General features: G+C 44.5%; 14 protein-coding genes and 1 pseudogene. 8 read left to right on the plus strand and 7 right to left on the minus strand.

Going from position 1 to position 17,985, the window contains the following annotated elements; translation table 11 throughout:
- Positions 1–32: 32 nt before the first annotated feature.
- On the minus strand, positions 33–644 hold the full coding sequence (locus tag GKD17_RS00125; RefSeq protein ID WP_032935984.1) for a phosphatase PAP2 family protein: 612 nt from the start codon (positions 642–644) through the stop codon (positions 33–35).
- 189 nt (positions 645–833) lie between these two features.
- On the opposite strand from GKD17_RS00125, the gene GKD17_RS00130 reads away from it, so the two are divergent.
- Genes GKD17_RS00130 through GKD17_RS00140 form a run of 3 tightly spaced genes read left to right on the plus strand, consistent with a single transcriptional unit; the run spans position 834 to position 4,289 of the window.
- Positions 834–1,520 (plus strand): succinate dehydrogenase/fumarate reductase cytochrome b subunit, encoded by a 687-nt coding sequence (locus tag GKD17_RS00130; RefSeq protein ID WP_007834359.1) that lies wholly within the window; start codon positions 834–836, stop codon positions 1,518–1,520.
- 34 nt (positions 1,521–1,554) lie between these two features.
- Positions 1,555–3,513, plus strand: coding sequence for a fumarate reductase/succinate dehydrogenase flavoprotein subunit (locus GKD17_RS00135; RefSeq protein WP_005945354.1), 1,959 nt, complete (start codon positions 1,555–1,557; stop codon positions 3,511–3,513).
- Between the two features lie 20 nt (positions 3,514–3,533).
- Positions 3,534–4,289: a succinate dehydrogenase/fumarate reductase iron-sulfur subunit gene (locus tag GKD17_RS00140; protein WP_005843870.1), complete on the plus strand. Its 756-nt coding sequence runs from the start codon at positions 3,534–3,536 to the stop codon at positions 4,287–4,289.
- A 61-nt stretch (positions 4,290–4,350) separates the two neighbouring features.
- Here GKD17_RS00140 and GKD17_RS00145 read toward each other — a convergent pair whose 3' ends face one another.
- Positions 4,351–5,211 carry a helix-turn-helix domain-containing protein gene (locus GKD17_RS00145; protein ID WP_007854854.1) on the minus strand — a complete coding sequence of 287 codons (861 nt, stop codon included), beginning with the start codon at positions 5,209–5,211 and terminating at the stop codon, positions 4,351–4,353.
- Between the two features lie 280 nt (positions 5,212–5,491).
- Between GKD17_RS00145 and GKD17_RS00155 the strand changes: the two are divergent.
- Positions 5,492–6,193, plus strand: a pseudogene (locus GKD17_RS00155) (AAA family ATPase); the annotation flags it as partial.
- Between the two features lie 178 nt (positions 6,194–6,371).
- Here GKD17_RS00155 and GKD17_RS00160 read toward each other — a convergent pair.
- Genes GKD17_RS00160 through GKD17_RS00170 form a run of 3 tightly spaced genes read right to left on the minus strand, consistent with a single transcriptional unit; the run spans position 6,372 to position 9,745 of the window.
- A complete protein-coding gene (locus GKD17_RS00160) occupies positions 6,372–7,361 on the minus strand; it encodes a fimbrillin family protein (RefSeq protein ID WP_007834368.1) in 990 nt (329 codons plus the stop codon).
- A gap of 48 nt (positions 7,362–7,409) precedes the next feature.
- A complete protein-coding gene (locus GKD17_RS00165; RefSeq protein ID WP_007834370.1) occupies positions 7,410–8,411 on the minus strand; it encodes a DUF5119 domain-containing protein in 1,002 nt (333 codons plus the stop codon).
- Positions 8,378–9,745 carry a DUF3575 domain-containing protein gene (locus tag GKD17_RS00170; RefSeq protein ID WP_007834372.1) on the minus strand — a complete coding sequence of 456 codons (1,368 nt, stop codon included), beginning with the start codon at positions 9,743–9,745 and terminating at the stop codon, positions 8,378–8,380. The genes GKD17_RS00165 and GKD17_RS00170 overlap by 34 nt, the downstream gene beginning before the upstream one ends.
- Positions 9,746–10,350: 605 nt before the next feature.
- Between GKD17_RS00170 and GKD17_RS00175 the strand changes: the two genes are divergently transcribed.
- Complete coding sequence (locus GKD17_RS00175; protein WP_007834376.1) at positions 10,351–12,234, plus strand: alpha-L-fucosidase; 1,884 nt, start codon at positions 10,351–10,353, stop codon at positions 12,232–12,234.
- Between the two features lie 80 nt (positions 12,235–12,314).
- On the opposite strand, the gene dprA is transcribed toward GKD17_RS00175, so the two are convergent.
- Positions 12,315–13,430, minus strand: coding sequence for a DNA-processing protein DprA (dprA, locus tag GKD17_RS00180; protein WP_007834378.1), 1,116 nt, complete (start codon positions 13,428–13,430; stop codon positions 12,315–12,317).
- On the minus strand, positions 13,427–13,834 hold the full coding sequence (locus tag GKD17_RS00185) for an acyl-CoA thioesterase (protein ID WP_005843849.1): 408 nt from the start codon (positions 13,832–13,834) through the stop codon (positions 13,427–13,429). The genes dprA and GKD17_RS00185 overlap by 4 nt, the downstream gene beginning before the upstream one ends.
- A 58-nt stretch (positions 13,835–13,892) precedes the next feature.
- On the opposite strand from GKD17_RS00185, the gene GKD17_RS00190 reads away from it, so the two are divergent.
- The 3 genes from GKD17_RS00190 (at position 13,893) to fucO (ending at position 17,954) form a co-directional block, all read left to right on the plus strand.
- Positions 13,893–14,810, plus strand: coding sequence for a tRNA-dihydrouridine synthase family protein (locus GKD17_RS00190; RefSeq protein ID WP_007834383.1), 918 nt, complete (start codon positions 13,893–13,895; stop codon positions 14,808–14,810).
- Positions 14,811–15,328: 518 nt separating this feature from the next.
- Entirely contained in the window at positions 15,329–16,585 is a 1,257-nt protein-coding gene (locus GKD17_RS00195; RefSeq protein ID WP_007834387.1) for a DUF3874 domain-containing protein, read from the plus strand.
- A gap of 214 nt (positions 16,586–16,799) precedes the next feature.
- Positions 16,800–17,954 carry a lactaldehyde reductase gene (fucO, locus tag GKD17_RS00200; protein ID WP_007834388.1) on the plus strand — a complete coding sequence of 385 codons (1,155 nt, stop codon included), beginning with the start codon at positions 16,800–16,802 and terminating at the stop codon, positions 17,952–17,954.
- The last annotated feature ends 31 nt before the right edge of the window (positions 17,955–17,985 follow it).

The raw sequence follows: 17,985 nt of genomic DNA on the forward strand, positions 1-17,985 counted from the left end.
GGGGCGCATAGTTGCACTCCTGCATCCAACCATCACTTTATCTGTCTCCCGAACAGCACCTTATTCAGCCATCGGTTTACATAAATATTTGCAAAAGCACATCCTACTCCGATCGCTGCTCCTGTCACTACATCACTGGGATAATGCACTCCTTGGTTCATTCGTGCAAACCCCACTCCACAGGCCCATACGGCAGAAGGAGCGATGACATACCATTTGGGATAAGTGATAGAAAGCGAAGTTGCCAGGGAAAAAGCGGCGGCTGTGTGTCCTGAAGGAAACGACGGGCTGTCTGCATCCGGTGCTCCGTATGCATGAATCTTATCCGGATACTTTACAAAAGGCCGGTCACGTCCTATGATATGTTTGGCAGCGTATGTGATACCTACCGCCTCAATCACACTGGTTCCTATGTAAACGGCATCTTTCAGCATCGGCTGGTCTTTCTTTATCAATGCATAGAGTCCCATGGCGGCAGGCACTCCTACGGGCAGAATCACTCCGCTGGCGGATAGTCCTCTGCTGAGGCCGTGTACCTTCCATTTATTGATGGTTTTCAATGTGTTGATATCTATATTCTGGGCCGGGAGGCTGAATGTAAAACTTACTGTCAACAAGAGGAAAATAATTCTTCGTATATCCATTTTGTTTGGTTTTTGTTCGGTACAAAGATAGAAAAATAATGTAATTCGCATTTACCCTTCCCGAATTAAAGAATAATTTCCATAATTCCTTGTATTATCGCTAGAATTCCTTTACTTTTGCATCGTGAATACACAGCTTTTAACAGAATTTTTAGTTCTAACAATTAAATAATTTAAATTCAATCATTTATGTGGTTAAGTAATTCATCTATTGGAAGGAAAGTGGTGATGAGTGTCACAGGTATCGCCCTTGTCCTGTTTCTGACGTTTCACATGGCGATGAACCTTGTTGCGCTCTTCTCGGAAGATGCTTACAACATGATTTGTGAATTCTTGGGAGCTAACTGGTACGCGTTGGTTGCAACTGCCGGACTGGCTGCTCTGTTCGTAATCCACATCATCTACGCTTTCTGGTTGACCATGCAGAACCGTGCAGCTCGTGGTAGCGAACGCTATGCAGTGAACGTTAAACCTAAAACTGTGGAATGGGCATCTCAGAACATGCTTGTCCTGGGTATTATCGTCATTGCCGGATTGGCTCTTCACTTTGCCAATTTCTGGTACAAAATGCAGTTTGCCGAAATCATCGGTGTTCATGATTTAGGTGCGTTCGGCCCTACAGACGGTGCCGCTTACATCCGTGAAACATTCGGATGCCCTGTATTTACAGTGCTTTACCTCATTTGGTTAGCAGCTTTATGGTTCCACCTGACTCACGGATTCTGGAGCGCTTTGCAGACATTGGGCTGGAGCAACAAAATCTGGTTCGAGCGTTGGAAGACTATTGGTAACATCTACTCTACTTTGGTAGTTCTTGGTTTTGCAGCAGTAGTCGTTATCTACTTCGTAAAATCACTCGCTTGTGGTGCTTGCTAATCGTAAATTGTAAATGATAAAATTGTAAATGAATATGGCTACTATAGATTCTAAAATTCCTGAAGGCGCTTTAGCCGAGAAATGGACCAATTATAAAGCTCATCAAAAATTGGTAAACCCTGCCAACAAACGTCGTCTTGACATTATTGTGGTAGGTACCGGTTTGGCAGGTGCTTCGGCTGCTGCTTCACTGGGTGCTCTGGGTTTCAAGGTATTAAACTTCTGTATCCAGGACTCTCCCCGTCGTGCACACTCCATCGCTGCACAGGGAGGTATCAATGCTGCTAAGAATTATCAAAATGATGGTGACTCCGTTTACCGTCTTTTCTATGATACAATTAAAGGTGGTGACTACCGTGCACGCGAAGCCAACGTTTACCGTCTGGCCGAAGTGTCAAATGCTATTATCGACCAGTGCGTAGCTCAAGGTGTTCCTTTCGCTCGCGAATACGGTGGTTTGCTTGACAACCGTTCATTCGGTGGTGCTCAGGTATCACGTACATTCTATGCCCGCGGCCAAACCGGACAGCAGTTGTTGTTGGGTGCTTATTCTGCATTGAGCCGTGAAGTTCAGCGTGGTAACGTGAAATTGTACACTCGTTATGAAATGTTGGACGTTGTGCTGATTAAGGATAACGAAGGTGTGGAACGCGCCCGTGGTATCATTGCCCGTAACTTGGTTACAGGTAAGATTGAACGTTTTGCTGCTCACGCAGTAGTAATCGGTACCGGTGGTTATGGTAATACTTATTTCTTGTCTACCAACGCTATGGCGTCAAATGGATCGGCTGCTATGCAGGTTTACCGCAAAGGTGCTTATTTTGCTAATCCTTGTTTTGCACAGATCCACCCGACCTGTATTCCTGTACACGGTGACAAGCAGTCTAAACTGACTTTGATGTCTGAGTCATTGCGTAATGACGGACGTATTTGGGTTCCGAAAAAGCTGGAAGATGCCAAGGCATTGCAGGCAGGAACTAAGAAACCGACTGATATACCTGATGCAGACCGTGACTTCTATCTGGAACGTCGTTATCCGGCATTCGGTAACTTGGTTCCTCGTGACGTTGCTTCACGTGCTGCGAAAGAACGTTGCGACGCAGGTTTCGGTGTGAACAACACAGGTTTGGCTGTATTCCTCGACTTTAAGTATGCTATCGATCGTCTGGGTGAAGATGTAGTTCGTGCCCGTTACGGTAACTTGTTCGATATGTACGAAGAAATCACTGATGAAAATCCGTATAAAACTCCGATGATGATCTTCCCGGCTATCCATTATACGATGGGTGGTATCTGGGTTGACTATGAACTGATGACCTCTATCAAGGGTCTGTATGCTATCGGTGAAGCTAACTTCTCTGACCACGGTGCAAACCGTTTGGGTGCATCTGCATTGATGCAGGGATTGGCTGACGGTTACTTCGTATTGCCTTACACTATCCAGAACTATTTGTCAGACCAGATTCAGGTTCCCCGTTTCTCAACAGACCTTCCCGAATTCGTAGCTGCCGAAAAGGCTGTAAACGATAAGATCCAGAGACTGATGAATATCAAGGGTCATCGTTCTGTAGACTCTATTCACAAGGAGCTGGGTCACATCATGTGGGACTTTGTAGGTATGGGACGTACCAAGGAATCTTTGACTACTGCTCTGGCTAAACTGAAAGAAGTAAGAAAGACCTTCTGGAGCGACCTTCGCATTCCGGGTGAAGCTAATGAATTGAATGTAGAACTTGAAAAGGCAATCCGCCTGGCTGATTTCATCGAAATCGGTGAGCTGATGGCTTACGATGCATTGAACCGTGAGGAATCTTGTGGTGGTCACTTCCGTGAAGAACACCAGACTCCGGAAGGTGAAGCACTTCGTCACGATGACAAGTTCTCGTATGTAGCTTGCTGGAAATACACCGGTGAAGGAAAAGAACCCGAATTGATCAAGGAAGATTTGAACTATCAGTTCGTTAAGGTTCAAACTCGTAACTATAAGTCTTAATTATTAATTGTATAGAAATCATGGATAAAAATATAAGTTTCACACTGAAAGTTTGGCGTCAGAAAGGTCCTAAGGACAAAGGACATTTTGATACCTTCCAAATGAAAGATATTCCGGGTGATACCTCATTCCTGGAAATGATGGACATCTTGAACGAGCAGCTTATCAATGAAGGTAAAGAACCTATCGTATTCGACCACGACTGTCGCGAAGGTATCTGCGGTATGTGCTCTATGTATATCAACGGACATCCTCATGGACCTGCTACAGGTGCTACTACCTGCCAGATTTATATGCGTCGTTTCAAAGACGGTGACACCATTACTGTTGAGCCTTGGCGTTCTGCCGGTTTCCCGGTAATCCGCGACTTGATGGTAGACCGTAGCGCATACGACAAAATTATGCAGGCCGGTGGTTACGTGTCAATCAATACCGGTGGTATTCCTGACGCTAACGCAATTCCTATTGCAAAACCTATTGCTGACGAGGCTATGGATGCTGCTGCATGTATCGGTTGTGGTGCTTGTGTTGCTGCATGTAAGAATGGTTCTGCCATGTTGTTTGTTTCTGCAAAGGTCAGCCAGTTGGCACTGTTACCTCAGGGTAAAGTGGAAGCTGCACGTCGTGCAAAAGCTATGTTGAGCAAGATGGATGAACTGGGCTTTGGTAACTGTACAAACACTCGTGCTTGTGAGGCAGAATGTCCGAAGTTGGTTTCTATCAGCAACATCGCTCGTTTGAACCGTGAATTTATTGCTGCGAAGCTGAAAGACTAATCACGGTTAGTTTTACTTGATATTTGAGAATGCCCTGCCTTTGGTGGGGCATTTTTTATCGTTATATATTGGGTGGAGTTTCTTTCTTTTCTTTTTTACGGATGTTTCTGGGAGAATCGCCAAAGAACTTCTTACAGAAGTTGGAGAAATGTGAGAGAGATTCGAATCCATGTTCGAAGCAGATTTCGGAGATGGAAGCCTCTGTATAGCGCAATTGGTAGAGGATGCTTTCTTTGCGCTGCTTCATCATCCATTCATAGGCCGGTTCGTTGAAGATAGCCTTGAAAATACGGCGGAAGGTGGTGACGCTATAGCCGCCCAGTTGTGCGAAGTCTTCTACAGACTTTATTTGCTTGTGGTGTTTTAATATAAAATATTCAAAGCTGTTGGTATACTTGGACAAACTGTGTACAATGGGGGAAAGCTCATAGTCTGTATAGTAGTGCGCCAGTAGATAATACAGTTCTTTACGCTTGAATTCAAGCAGTTCTTTACAGATTTTGTCTATATTCAGATAGGAGGTAACTCCTTCAAGGAAAAGCTTTATTTCGGGCTTTATTTTAAGTGGCTCGGAGATGAGTGGCGGGGGCACGTTTTTCAATATATAGGTATAGCGGTCATAACAGAAAGCTTTGGGGTCATCGAATGTGTACAGAATACCTTCCGAGTCTGTCATGGCCAGTATTTCCACTTTTGATGCGATAGCTTGCAGTACAAATTCTCCGGGATTGATGATAGTACCGGCATATTCTTCACTATTGATGAGTATTTGGCCTTTGAGTAAGAAAAATAAGATATTAGTTTCACACTTATGTGGGGGTAAGTGGAAACCTTTTTTGTTATGTGTGTAATGGATGCTATTCTCCACTGCTTTAGGGCATTGGGTACAATCCATCCTTTCATTACAGGGCAGACCAGACATATATAGATGTTAGAGACGCTTGTGTTCTTTTTTTTGATTTGACAAATGTAGGTCAAATATGGATAATTTGCAATAAGTTTCAAGAAAAAGACCGAAGAATCCTGTTTCCACTTGTTTGTCTTCTGCCGTTACGGAAAACGATAGCCTGTGGGCATGAGCATAGAGGGCTAAATTTGTGTGGCCAAACAAAAAGAAGTTGCAATTGTTGGGAAAGTAGCAGAAAGAAAGTATCTTTGTGTGTACCCTATGGGGAGGTATACCGGCTAAAACAGCATAGATTATGGAATTTGTAGTATCATCAGATAAGAAATTATTGCCCTACGGCATGATGAATTTCGCGGATATACGCCTTGATGGTTATTATTATGTGGACAAGACCATGTATATCCCGTTGATAAAACGCTCCAACCGTTATTTTTTCTTTATCCGTCCGCGTCGTTTCGGCAAAAGTCTGACGCTGAATATGCTGTAACATTACTATGATGTACGAACCAAGGATAAATTCGACGCCCTGTTTGGAGACCTCTACATAGGGAAGTATCTTACACGTGACTGGAACAGCTACTTGGTATTGTATCTCAATTTCTCCGGTATCATTGGCGAACTGCATAACTATCGTGCCGGATTGGACGCACATTGCCAAACCTGTTTCGACTATTTCTGTGATATTTATGCGGAATACCTGCCGCAGGGTATCAAAGAACAGTTGGACGCAAAGAATGGGGCGGTAGAACAATTAGACTATCTTTATCATGAGTGTGAGCGTGCTGGTCAGGATATTTATCTTTTTATCGATGAGTATGACCATTTTATCAATGCCATCCTTTCGGATGCCGAAAGCCTGCACCGATATACGAAGGAAACGCACAAGGAAGGATATCTGCGTGCATTCTTCAACAAGATAAAATCCGGTACCTATTCCAGCATCAAACGCTGTTTCATTACCGGAGTCAGCCCTGTGACGATGGATGTGGTTGTTTCTAGGGGTATTTTATGATTGAGGACGGCTGATTGTCAACAGGTAAAAATGCTCCGCAAATGAAATCGCAAATGATAGAGGGGATGATGCGGTGTTTCATTGCGGAGCGGGGAATTGTTATGTTTATCTGTATGTTTGTCGGGGGATTTGTAAATTCATTAATTTATAGTTTGTTGGTTTCTTATAATACAGGAGTTTTAGGAGTTTGCTCGTTATCAGTGGCATTCCAATCTTCATCATATGTTGTGTTTACACTCATTTTTTCTGCACCAACCGGTAAAGTTAGTATATAGCGGATACTTTGCCCATTAGTCCATTCTCCTGTTAAAGCTACTTCTTTTGATCCGTTAAAGAATGTTGCATTATCTTTCTCTGTTTTATACTTGACTGTAATTTTAGCATCAGTAAGAGATTGTGGGTACAGCATTAATGAATTATTATTTTGTGTATAATCATAAATATCATCTTTGGCTGTTACGGTGTTATCAAATGTATAGCTATAACCACTAGCAGGTGCACTTCCTGTGATATTCCAATTTCCACCTTTTCCTTCAGTTCCTCCGAATGTGTACGTTGCGGCACCACCTTTTGCACCGGTGATAGTTATGCTTTCAACTGTGTAAGTATAGTTGCTGTCAGCTAGTTTTGCAGCAAAGTTTATACGGGTTAAGATGTGTTGGAATGTAAGGTTTAATGTATTATCACTTGGCTTAGTTATATCTTTGGAATAAGCTACTATAATATCTTTCTGATCGGCCGGGGTATCAGGAAGGGTATAGCTGATGGTGGGATAAGCGCTGGAACTAGCAGGTGCTGTATAGGTTACATCATCGGTATATCCAAAAAATTGCATTTCTGTTATAGGCCAATAAAAAGTACCACTTGTTGTAGCCCAATTACCTTGACCTCCTTTATATTCTATGCCATCCATATACGCGTTACCCCATCCTGAAGTGGCGATATCGCTGCTTTTAATTATATAGGCATGTAATTTAAAAGACGTGAAACTACTATTACTTGTAACAGTGGCCCTTGAACTCTTTTTGACAATCGTGTTTACTCCTATTTCATTTTTACTTTTTGGAGTTCCATTGTCAATACCATCAATCTCATTCTGTGAGCAACTTGTGATTGCCAATGCAGCTAAAGCTGCAAATAAAATCTTCTTCATATCCTATGTGTTTTAAGTTAATAATTCTATGACTCTTTATTCTATATTTTAACCGACCGGTAATTCTACATTCGTTTCATCATCCCAGTCACTAACGTTCCCATCAAATCCACCGTCACTTTCATCAGGAGGAATCTCTACATCATCCACCACAATCTTCTCATCATCCGGAAGTTCGATCTCTATCTCCGGCTCTTGAGGTTTTTCATCACCTCCTCCCGGTTCGTCTTTATCTTCAGGAGGTTTTACCGCTTCCGTTATTTCTACTTTCGCTTCCTGTTTGGAACCATCCACTTTTACTATAATCAAGTTCAGAAACTGAGTGATATCGGCTCTTGCTTGCGTCAGTTTGGGATGCCCAAAGCAGGTAAAACTCCCTTTTATAGCCCCATTCCCTTTACTGGTTTCACAATAAATAGGAGCGAACCGGCATAGGCTGGCTCCTTTGCCCAGGTGGTAACATTCAGCCATTCCGGAAACACTGCCCAGGATGGATGCAACATTTTTCAGCCCTTCTGTCTTTATTGAAAAAGTGTAAGTGGTTACCACAGATTTTGGTTTTACCTCTAGTGTCGGTAATTCTTCCTCTTTTCCTATCTCTACATCGTCCAGGGTTGCTACATAAAAATTATCCGGTCCCCATACCATGTCTTTTGTTTCCTCGGCACCCAGTCCCGTACAGCTTCCTGTACATGCCATTATTGTTTCGTAGCTACCTTCGTCTTTTATTTGCACTACTTCGGTGTCATAATTGTAAATCACTGCCGAATAATGTCCCGGAGGTACTTTTATTTCTCCGCCTTTCGCCGGTAAGTAGGTATCAATCTTCCTTCCTTGGCTGTCCTTGGGATAGAAGATGATCCGGACTCCTTCCGGCAGACGGTCGGTTACTCCTTCCCAATTCAGACGGATGTTTATTCCTGTTACGGGGTAATCGTCCAGAATCTCGCGGCGGCTGCATCCCACTAAAGTCAATAGTGAAGATAAAAGTACAAGAATTGCGTACCTTGTCTTTTTCATTTTCTTCCTCTTTTCTTGGTTATCAACCATACCAACGAAATTTTTGCTTTCGTAGGGCCTATAAAGGTGTAATTTCCGCTACTCATCCAGACTAGTGATCCCTCATAGGGAGTATATTTTTGATATTCCGTGGTCAGATAGCCTATGCCTAGGCTGAATTCCAATGCCAGATGTCGTGACAACAAAGTGGAATATCCATAAGTGAATCCTGCCGCACCGTAATATTTACCTTGGTAGCCGTTTCCTTTAAACTGAAAGTCGTAGATACCTCCCTCGATATACAATCCAAAGAAATGTCCGTTCAATCGGTTGTGTAGTTCACGGTTGCCCAGCCAGTAACGGCTTTCTATTCCTCCCGAAATCAGTTGGTAGCAGATTTCTTTACTGCTGTTGGACCACCAGGGGCTTTTATATTCCATATTCACTGACCATCTCTTTCCTACAGGAATTTCTATTTCTATATTAGGTGCCAGTGCCAGGTCGTACAATAAATTATTTTTCAGTGCAAGCACTGTGTTGTCGGCTGTCTGGTTTCTTCTTGCTGCCTTTTCTTTGGGCTTTTTTCTCCGTTTCTCTTTTGTCTCTTTTTTCTTTTCTACCTTTATTACTGTTTTTTCTGTTTCTATTATTACTTGTGTTCTTTCCTTCTGTGGAAGTACTTGCATCGTCATTGGCGTAACGGTCGTTTCCCTGTCAATCGGTATGAATTCAGTTTCTTCTATCCTTGCTGCCTGTTCTGCGGAGGAGTTTTTTCCTCCGTTTTCTTCCGGATAAGACAGGCAGACTCTTATCTCTGTCCGTCTGAGTTCCGGTAGCACTCGGTCAGAAATATACTGATAAGGTATGCCGGCGTCCAGGCGTTGCAAGAAATCTTGCATTTTTACGGGATTGTCATGGTGATAATCTATCAATGCCAATACATCTTCCCGGTCGGGGACCAGTCTGTCGTCCAGTATCAGTTTCCGTAAGGCATCCCCGTACTCTTCTCCTTTGCGGATACAGATTTGGACGGTATTGACCTGCGGATATTTCCCACATAAGAACACTTTTACTTCCTCACTTCTTTTTTGTCCCAGCGGTATGCCCTGTTCTTTTTTACCATTATATAAATCCGGTGAAACCAGAATAATGGAATTAAGATGGATGCTGTGGGCAGGATTGGCAAGTAGAGAATCCAATACCGTCAGCGTTTTACCGTTTCTGTGGTAATCCTTGTTTACCTGTCGGGCATTCAGGTCAAAATAGAGCGTCATGTCCAACGTGGTGTCTTTGGGGGTTTCGTACTCTATTGTCCGGGCATAAATGCTATTTGGCAGTAGGCACAAAAGCACAAATATGCTGAATATAGTAGTGCGTTTTTTCATGAATTACCATTATGTATGAAGCAAATATAGGTGATAAAATCTGAAAAAAGACTTATTAAATGTTCTATTTTCGGACTTGAAAGGGTTTGTGAAGCGATTGGATAGAATTTGCAAGTTTTGGCGGTTGGATAATGAGAAGGGCAGGGGACTTACTTTTATTTTGGATGGATAACATGAGGGAATACTTTCTTTTTGTTTTTTACTTTCCAGCAGACAGGAATGAATCATTCTATGATATTGATAGAATAATGTTTCATATTCCTTTTTTAACCCCGCTTTTCTTGTCGGATTGTAATACTGTGTGCGAAAACGATTGTATTTGTGAAATAATACTAAATGAAAAGCAAAAATGAACCAAATATTTGGAGGTATTGAGTGTAAGTTGTACATTTGTCATGTGATTTTTTTCATAGTATTAGATTTAAGGTTAACAAAGGTTGGAGCAAGGCGTTGCTCCTTTCTTTTTTTAGTACCTTCTGTTTCTTTCCATTCTCCTAATCATCAGCTCCTTAATGCCGTTGATTTTTTAAAATATTCTGTTTCTTGTTTTCATCCAATGGATTTTATGTTATCTTTGTGTCAATGTAAACTAACTAACAATCTACATGAAAAGACACACAAACCTTTTATGCTTGGGGGCTGCTGTCGCATTGCTGAATGCTTGCGCCCCGGTGGTGAACGCTCCTGAGCCTGTTCTTCCTGTTCCCGAGAAAAAGCAGGTGGACTGGCAGAAAATGGAAACTTATGCTTTCGTGCATTTCGGACTGAATACTTTTAATGACCGTGAATGGGGTTATGGAGATTCTGACCCTGCCACGTTTAATCCGGTTAAACTGGACTGCGAGCAATGGGTGAAAACTTTTGTGGCGGCAGGGATGAAAGGAGTTATCCTTACGGCAAAACACCATGACGGGTTTTGTCTGTGGCCTACGGGGCTGACCGAATATTGTATCCGTAACACACCTTATAAGGATGGAAAAGGAGATATCGTACGTGACCTTTCGGAGGCTTGTAAAAAGTATGGTATAAAATTCGCTGTCTATCTCTCACCGTGGGACAGGCATCAGGTCAATTATGGAACTCCGGAATATGTGGATTATTTCTATCAACAGTTACACGAATTGCTGACCCATTACGGTCCGGTGTTCGAAATTTGGTTTGATGGAGCTAATGGAGGGGATGGCTGGTATGGCGGAGCCAAAGACTCCCGTACCATAGACCGGAAAAATTATTATGATTATGCGCGTGCATACGAGATGATCGACAAATATCAGCCGCAGGCCGTTGTCTTCTCGGATGGCGGACCCGGATGCCGTTGGGTAGGTAACGAGAATGGCTTTGCCGGAGCTACAAACTGGTCTTTCCTGCGTGCCGGAGAGGTTTATCCGGGATATCCTAAATACAGGGAACTGCAATACGGTCATGCGGACGGCAATCAGTGGACGGCTGCCGAGTGTGATGTGTCTATCCGTCCGGGCTGGTTTTATCATCCGGAGGAAGATGACAGGGTGAAGACGGTGGAGCAATTGACAGACCTTTATTACCGCAGTGTGGGGCACAATGCGACTTTGTTGCTCAATTTCCCTGTAAACCGGGATGGGCTGATTCATCCGGTAGATTCGGCGAATGCGGTTGACTTTTATAAGAATGTTCAGAAACAGCTGGCAAACAATCTGTTGAAAGGTGTTCTTCCGATAGTTTCCAATGAACGGGGTGGAAAGTACACTGCAAAGGCGGTGACGGATGGAGAATATGATACATATTGGGCTACGGAGGATAGTGTCACATCGGCTGTCATCGAGTTTGAATGGCCGGCTCCGCAAAAGGTGAACCGTATGCTGTTGCAGGAATATATTCCGTTGGGGCAGCGTGTACAATCCTTTGTGGTGGAATATAATAAAGAAGGGGAGTGGCTGCCTGTGAAGCTGAATGAAGAGACAACCACAATCGGTTATAAACGTTTGCTTCGTTTTGAAACAGTCACTACGGACAAACTTCGTATAAACTTTATGGAATCACGCGCTTGCTTGTGTATCAATAATATAGAGGCTTATTATGCAGGAGAAACCCCGGATGTGTTTACTGCGAAAGCGGAAGAACTGAAAACGTATCCGTTTACATTGCCGCAGGTAGATGAGGCGGAAGCCGGAAAATGTGCGGATAAAGATGCCGCCACGACTTGCTTTGTGGATGGCAATACGCTTTTGATAGATTTAGGTACGGAACAGACTGTTTCTTCCTTCCATTATCTACCCGATCAGAGCGAGTATAACAAAGGACTGATAGCTGCTTATGAGATTTCAGTGGGTATGGAGGCCAATGCTGTGAATCAAGTGGTGAGCAGCGGGGAATTCTCGAATATCAAGAATAATCCGATTCTCCAATCGGTTTATTTCACTCCGGTAACGGCTAGATATGTATTGCTGAAAGCAGTGAGGATGGTGGAAAACGAGAGTCCGATGGGCTTTGCCGAATTAGGAGTGCAATGACCATGTATCAATATACTCATGTGTCCGTTCACAATACAGCTACCGTATGTCAATGAGTACATGAGTATATTGATACATGGTTACATTATTAATCGGTACACTCCTCCTGCCAGTGCTCGTATCACCCCTTTCATTTCTAATTCAAACAGTAATGCACTCATTCGGTTTACAGGTATGTTGGTGTCTATCACCAATGTGTTGATTTGTAATCCTTCCGGTATTTTGCCGAGTCGTTTTACTATTCGTTCTTCTTCCTCGCTTAAATCAGGGAACAATTCCCGTTGTACTGTTTTCTCAGTTTTGGGGCTGCTTTCCCATCCCATACCCTTCACTAAATCCTCGGCCGATGTGATAAGCACTGCCTGGTTTTTCCTTATCAGATTGTTGCAGCCTATGGAATATTCATCATTGCATCGTCCCGGAAAGGCAAAACAGTCCCGGTGATAACTTTCCGCCAGTTCGGCGGTGATGAGGGCTCCCCCTTTGGCGGCGGACTCGATAACGACGGTGGCGTCACTCATACCTGCTACAATGCGGTTTCGTTTCACGAAATTTTGCCTGTCGGGGTTGGTTCCGCTTGTAAATTCGGTCAGCAAACCTCCCTGTTCCAACATGCTGACGGCTGTCTTCCGATGTTCGGCAGGATAAATGCGGTCCAGTCCGTGGGCCAATACACCTATGGTCTTGAAATGATTCTGCAGGGCGGCGCGATGTGCATGGATATCAATGCCGTATGCCAGTCCGCTTACTATCAAGGTGTCCGGGTACAGTGCCGACAGGTCGGCAAGGAAACGGGTGCAGATATCCTGCCCATAAGGGGTGGCATGACGGGTTCCTACTATATTAATAATATGCAGCGTGTTCAGATCGGCATTTCCCCGATAAAATAAAGCTAGCGGAGCATCATCACATTCACGCAAACGGCTGGGATAACCTTCATCATTTAAGGTGAGGCAGCGGATATGATTTTTCTCACAGAAAGTTAATTCCTGCTCTGCACGCCGGAAAGCTTCGGAGTTATTCAACGCAGTAATGATCTTTTCGCTTACTCCGGGGACCAATTGTGACAGCTCTTTGCGGTGTTCGAAAACACGGGTGGCGCTTCCCAGACTGCTCACCAGTCTGAATGCGCCTGTCAGTCCCAATCCCGGTATCCGGGTCAGGGCCAGGCTGCAAATTTGTTCGTCTTGTGTCATTCGCTCAAGTAGGGGGCGAAAGTCTCGTCAAATAGAGCGCTGTCCCCTAATCTGCCGTTTACCACGCATACTGATTCTACAGTGGCCTTGACAGTCACTTTCATGTCGGGCAGACGGAAGATGTCCTGATAGAACACATATTTAATACCTTCTTTTTTCAGATAGAGTTTAGAAACGAATTCGTCACCGCTGCGCAGCGGAGTTTTGAACGCCATGGTGAGCCGTGCCACTACCGGGTCCACTCCTTCCTCGTGCAAACGCGCGAAGCTGATACCTACGGATGTGAGAAACTCATGGCGTGTATGTTCCAGATAATGTTGATAGTTGGCATTGTTCACAATACCCTGCAGGTCGCATTCATAATCGCGTACCTTCATCTTCAGTTCATAAATATACTTTTCCATAAAGCAAAGGTATAAGAAAAATGTGTTACTTTGCATCTAAACTAAAAAAAAGAAGTGAATGAAACTATATGCTGCGCCTTTACAAGGTTTTACGGAAGCCCCCTGGAGAAACTTTCATGAGGAAGTTTTTGGTGGAATAGATGCGTATTATACTCCTTTTGTACGAATAGAGAGAGGAGGATTCCGTAACAGGGATGTACGGGACATTGCTCCCGAAAACAATACGGTTTCCCATGTAGTGCCTCAGCTCATCGCGTCCACTCCTGTCGAGCTGGAACGGTTGGCCGCTTTGTTTACAGAGAAAGGATATAAGGAAGCGGATTTTAATATGGGGTGTCCTTTTCCGCTGGTTGCAAGAAAGCACAAGGGCTCCGGCATATTGCCTTATCCTGCCGAGGTAGAAGCTTTATTGAAAGAGTTGACACATTATCCTGAACTGAGTTTTTCGGTTAAGATGAGATTGGGATGGGAGAGTGCGGATGAATGGCGGCCGTTGTTGCCTTTGCTGAACGCTGCCCCCTTGCGGCGGATCGTTCTGCATCCGCGTATCGGGAAGCAACAGTACAAAGGAGAGGTGGACTTGGCTGCGTTCACCGCTTTCTATGAGGAGTGCGCGCATCCGTTGGTATATAACGGCGATTTACTGACGGTGGAGGATATCCGGAAAGTGGAAGAGAAATTTCCCTGCCTGGAGGGCGTCATGCTGGGACGCGGGTTGCTGGCCAATCCTGCATTGGCTTGGGAATATGTAAACGGAATCTCTTTTTCTCCCGATAAATTGCATGAAAAGGTGAAGGCGCTTCACGCACGCCTTCTTCAATATTATGAAGCCCATTTACAGGGAGAGGCGCAATTGCTGAGTAAAATGAAGCCTTATTGGGAATACCTGCTGCCCGATGCGGACCGGAAGATAAAGAAAGCAATAAAGAAGGCTACAACGATGGATAAGTATTTGACGGCGGTGAACCAGCTGTAATGACGGAAAAGGGGCTTCAATACATGAAAACCGGAGTGCTTCTTCAGTTCATTCAGCCGGTCTAACAGCTTGTAAAATAGGGAAGTATCCTGATAGGAGAACCTTCAGTTTCCTGTCAGTTACTTCCAGCCCATATTTTTGTTCTTACCTGTTAGATGAGAGGTGTGTTCGTCATACCTGTATTTTAAGAAATACTTATCTGTCTTTTCTTGGAGCATATCTTTTATCTTCCTTGTTATGTATCCAGTTACTTCCTGATAAGTTTATCATTTCACTAAAGTGATGAAACCTTATCACTCTAGTGATGAACTTGTACCACTTTAGTGATGAAACTTCATCACCCAAGTGAAACGATTGATTCTTCAAGACGAAAACACAAACTTGTCCTGATGAAATCCCTTTTACATAAGGATGTTTACGCTTAGTCACTTTTCATCCCGAAAGGCCGGAAAGCCTTTGACAAAGGCTTTTCAATGTGCTATCTTTGTGGGAACAACAACTAAAAAAACAATAAAATCATGATGAAAGAAATGATTCGGAAGGTGATGGAATGGTGCAAGTTATGGAACGGTGAAACTGCAACGGCGAAACAGGCAGGCCCTTCTTCGGATAAAAGGGAAAAAGAACAGGCTGCGGATAATCGGGAAGTACAAGACCGTCTGGAGAACTACTTGTGGAAACACTATGAGTTCCGTTTCAACGTGTTGACGGAACAGCCCGAATATTGCGCGAAGGGGCAAGGGACGGACACACCTTATAAGATAGTGACTCAGCGTACCTTGAACACCTTGTGCCTGGAAGCGCACCGTCATCGCATCAATTGCTGGGATAAAGATGTGAGCCGCCTGCTCCATTCGGAACGCTTGGAAGATTATCACCCTTTCCTTACTTATATGGATGCACTGCCCCAATGGGACGGAGTGGACCGTATCACTCCGCTGGCGCAGCGCATCTCGAAGAAAACTTTCTGGATAAACGGCTTCCACCGCTGGATGCTGGGAATGGCCGCCCAGTGGTCAGGACGCATGGACCGTTGCGCCAATGCAGTGGCCCCTATGTTGGTGAGCCGTATGCAGGGCAAGTGTAAATCTACTTTTTGTCAGTTATTGATGCCCGATGGGTTGCGGGATTATTACACGGACAGTTTTGAGTTGACGGGCCAGTCGGGCTGCGAACAGAAACTGGCGCAGTTCGGGCTGATTAATCTGGATGAGTATGACCGTCTTTCTCCTCAAAAACTGCCGTTGCTCAAGACACTGATGCAGATGAAGAAGTTGGATTTCCGTAAGTCTCACCGTTCATCCTACAGTCACCTGCCCCGTATGGCCTCGTTTATAGGAACCAGTAATCATAAGGACTTGCTGACCGACCCTACGGGCAGCCGCCGTTATCTTTGTGCCGAGGTGAAGGAGAAAATAGACTGCACGCCGCTGGAGCACAAGCAATTGTTTGCCCAATTGAAGGCGGAGCTGGACGGCGGCGAGCGTTATTGGTTTTCGGCCGAAGAGGAAGCGGAACTGCAATTGCGCAACCGCGAGTTCTATGCCATGCCCGTAGAGCAGGAGGTGTTCTACCGTTGCTTCCGTCTGCCCGAGGCAGGAGAGGAGTTCAAACTCTATTCGGCTTCGGTCATTTTCACCATTTTGCAGAGCCGTTATCCTGCCGCTATGCGCGGCATGACGGTGGTGCGTTTCGGCAAGATGATGAGCGCCATGGGGGCGGAACGGATGCATACGGAGAAAGGAAATCTGTACAAGGTGGTGCTGGCGGCATAATTCCCGTCCATCAGGCCGGCTGAGAGGGCTGACAGGAGGCTGAAGGGGCTTCTGTCAGTCTTATTTGTTGTGTGACAGTGTGTTAACCACGCTGAATGGTCTGAAGGTGGGGTATATGAATGCCAAAAAACATACTATAAGAATCTTTTTAAGGAGCCGTTTTCTCAAGAATTTGTACTAAGTTTGCAACCAAACTACATAATTAAAAAAAACTATGATTAACAGATTCGTATTAAACGAAGTATCTTACTTCGGCCCGGGTGCGCGTGAAGTGCTTCCACAAGAGATTAAACGTTTGGGCTTGCATAAGGCATTTGTTGCTACAGACAAGGATTTGATTAAATTCGGTGTGGCTGATAAAGTGTTGAAAGTATTGGAGAATGCAGGTATTCCATACGAAATATTCAGTGAAATCAAACCGAATCCTACCGTAAGTAACGTAAAGGCAGGAGTTGAAGCTTTTGCAAAATCAGGAGCGGACTTTATTCTGGCTATCGGCGGCGGTTCGTCTATCGATACTTCGAAAGCGATTGGTATCATCACTAATAATCCTGACTTCAGTGATGTGGTGTCACTGGAAGGTGTGGCTCCTACAAAGAAAAAGTCAGTGCCTATCATTGCACTGCCCACTACCGCCGGTACTGCCGCCGAGGTGACTATCAACTATGTCATCACGGATGAGGAAAACCATAAGAAGATGGTTTGTGTAGACCCGAACGATATTCCCGCCATCGCTATTGTGGATGCGGAACTGATGTACACTTTACCTAAAGGGCTGACTGCTTCTACCGGTTTGGACGCACTGACCCACGCCATCGAAGGGTTGATAACCAAAGGCGCTTGGGAAATGAGCGATATGTTTGAGATCAAGGCGATCGAAATGATTGCCCGTTATCTGGAAACTGCTGTTTTCGAGCCTACCAATGCGGAAGCTCGTAACGGCATGGCCGTGGCACAGTACATTGCAGGTATGGCATTCTCTAATGTAGGCTTGGGCGTGGTTCACGGTATGGCTCATCCGTTGGGAGCTATCTTCGATATTCCTCACGGTGTGGCTAATGCACTGTTGCTGCCTGTCATTATGGAGTTCAATGTTCCGGCTGCTTTGCCCAAATATGTAGATATCGCCAAGGCGATGAATGTGTACAAGGATGGCATGAGCCAGGAAGAGGCTGCGAAGGCGGCTGTTGAGGCGGTGAAGGCATTGTCTGTCAAGGTAGGTATCCCTCAACATTTGTCTGAACTGGGCATTAAGGAAGAAGACTTGCCTCGTCTGGCCGCTTCGGCTATTGCCGATGTGTGTACGCCGGGCAATCCTCGTGAAGTGACGGAAGAAATTATTCTGGAACTTTACAAGAAGGCGTTTTAAGCGTAATTCTTTTGTAATAAAAGCATAGATG

Source organism: Phocaeicola dorei, assembly GCF_013009555.1.
Classification (GTDB): Bacteria; Bacteroidota; Bacteroidia; order Bacteroidales; family Bacteroidaceae; genus Phocaeicola; species Phocaeicola dorei.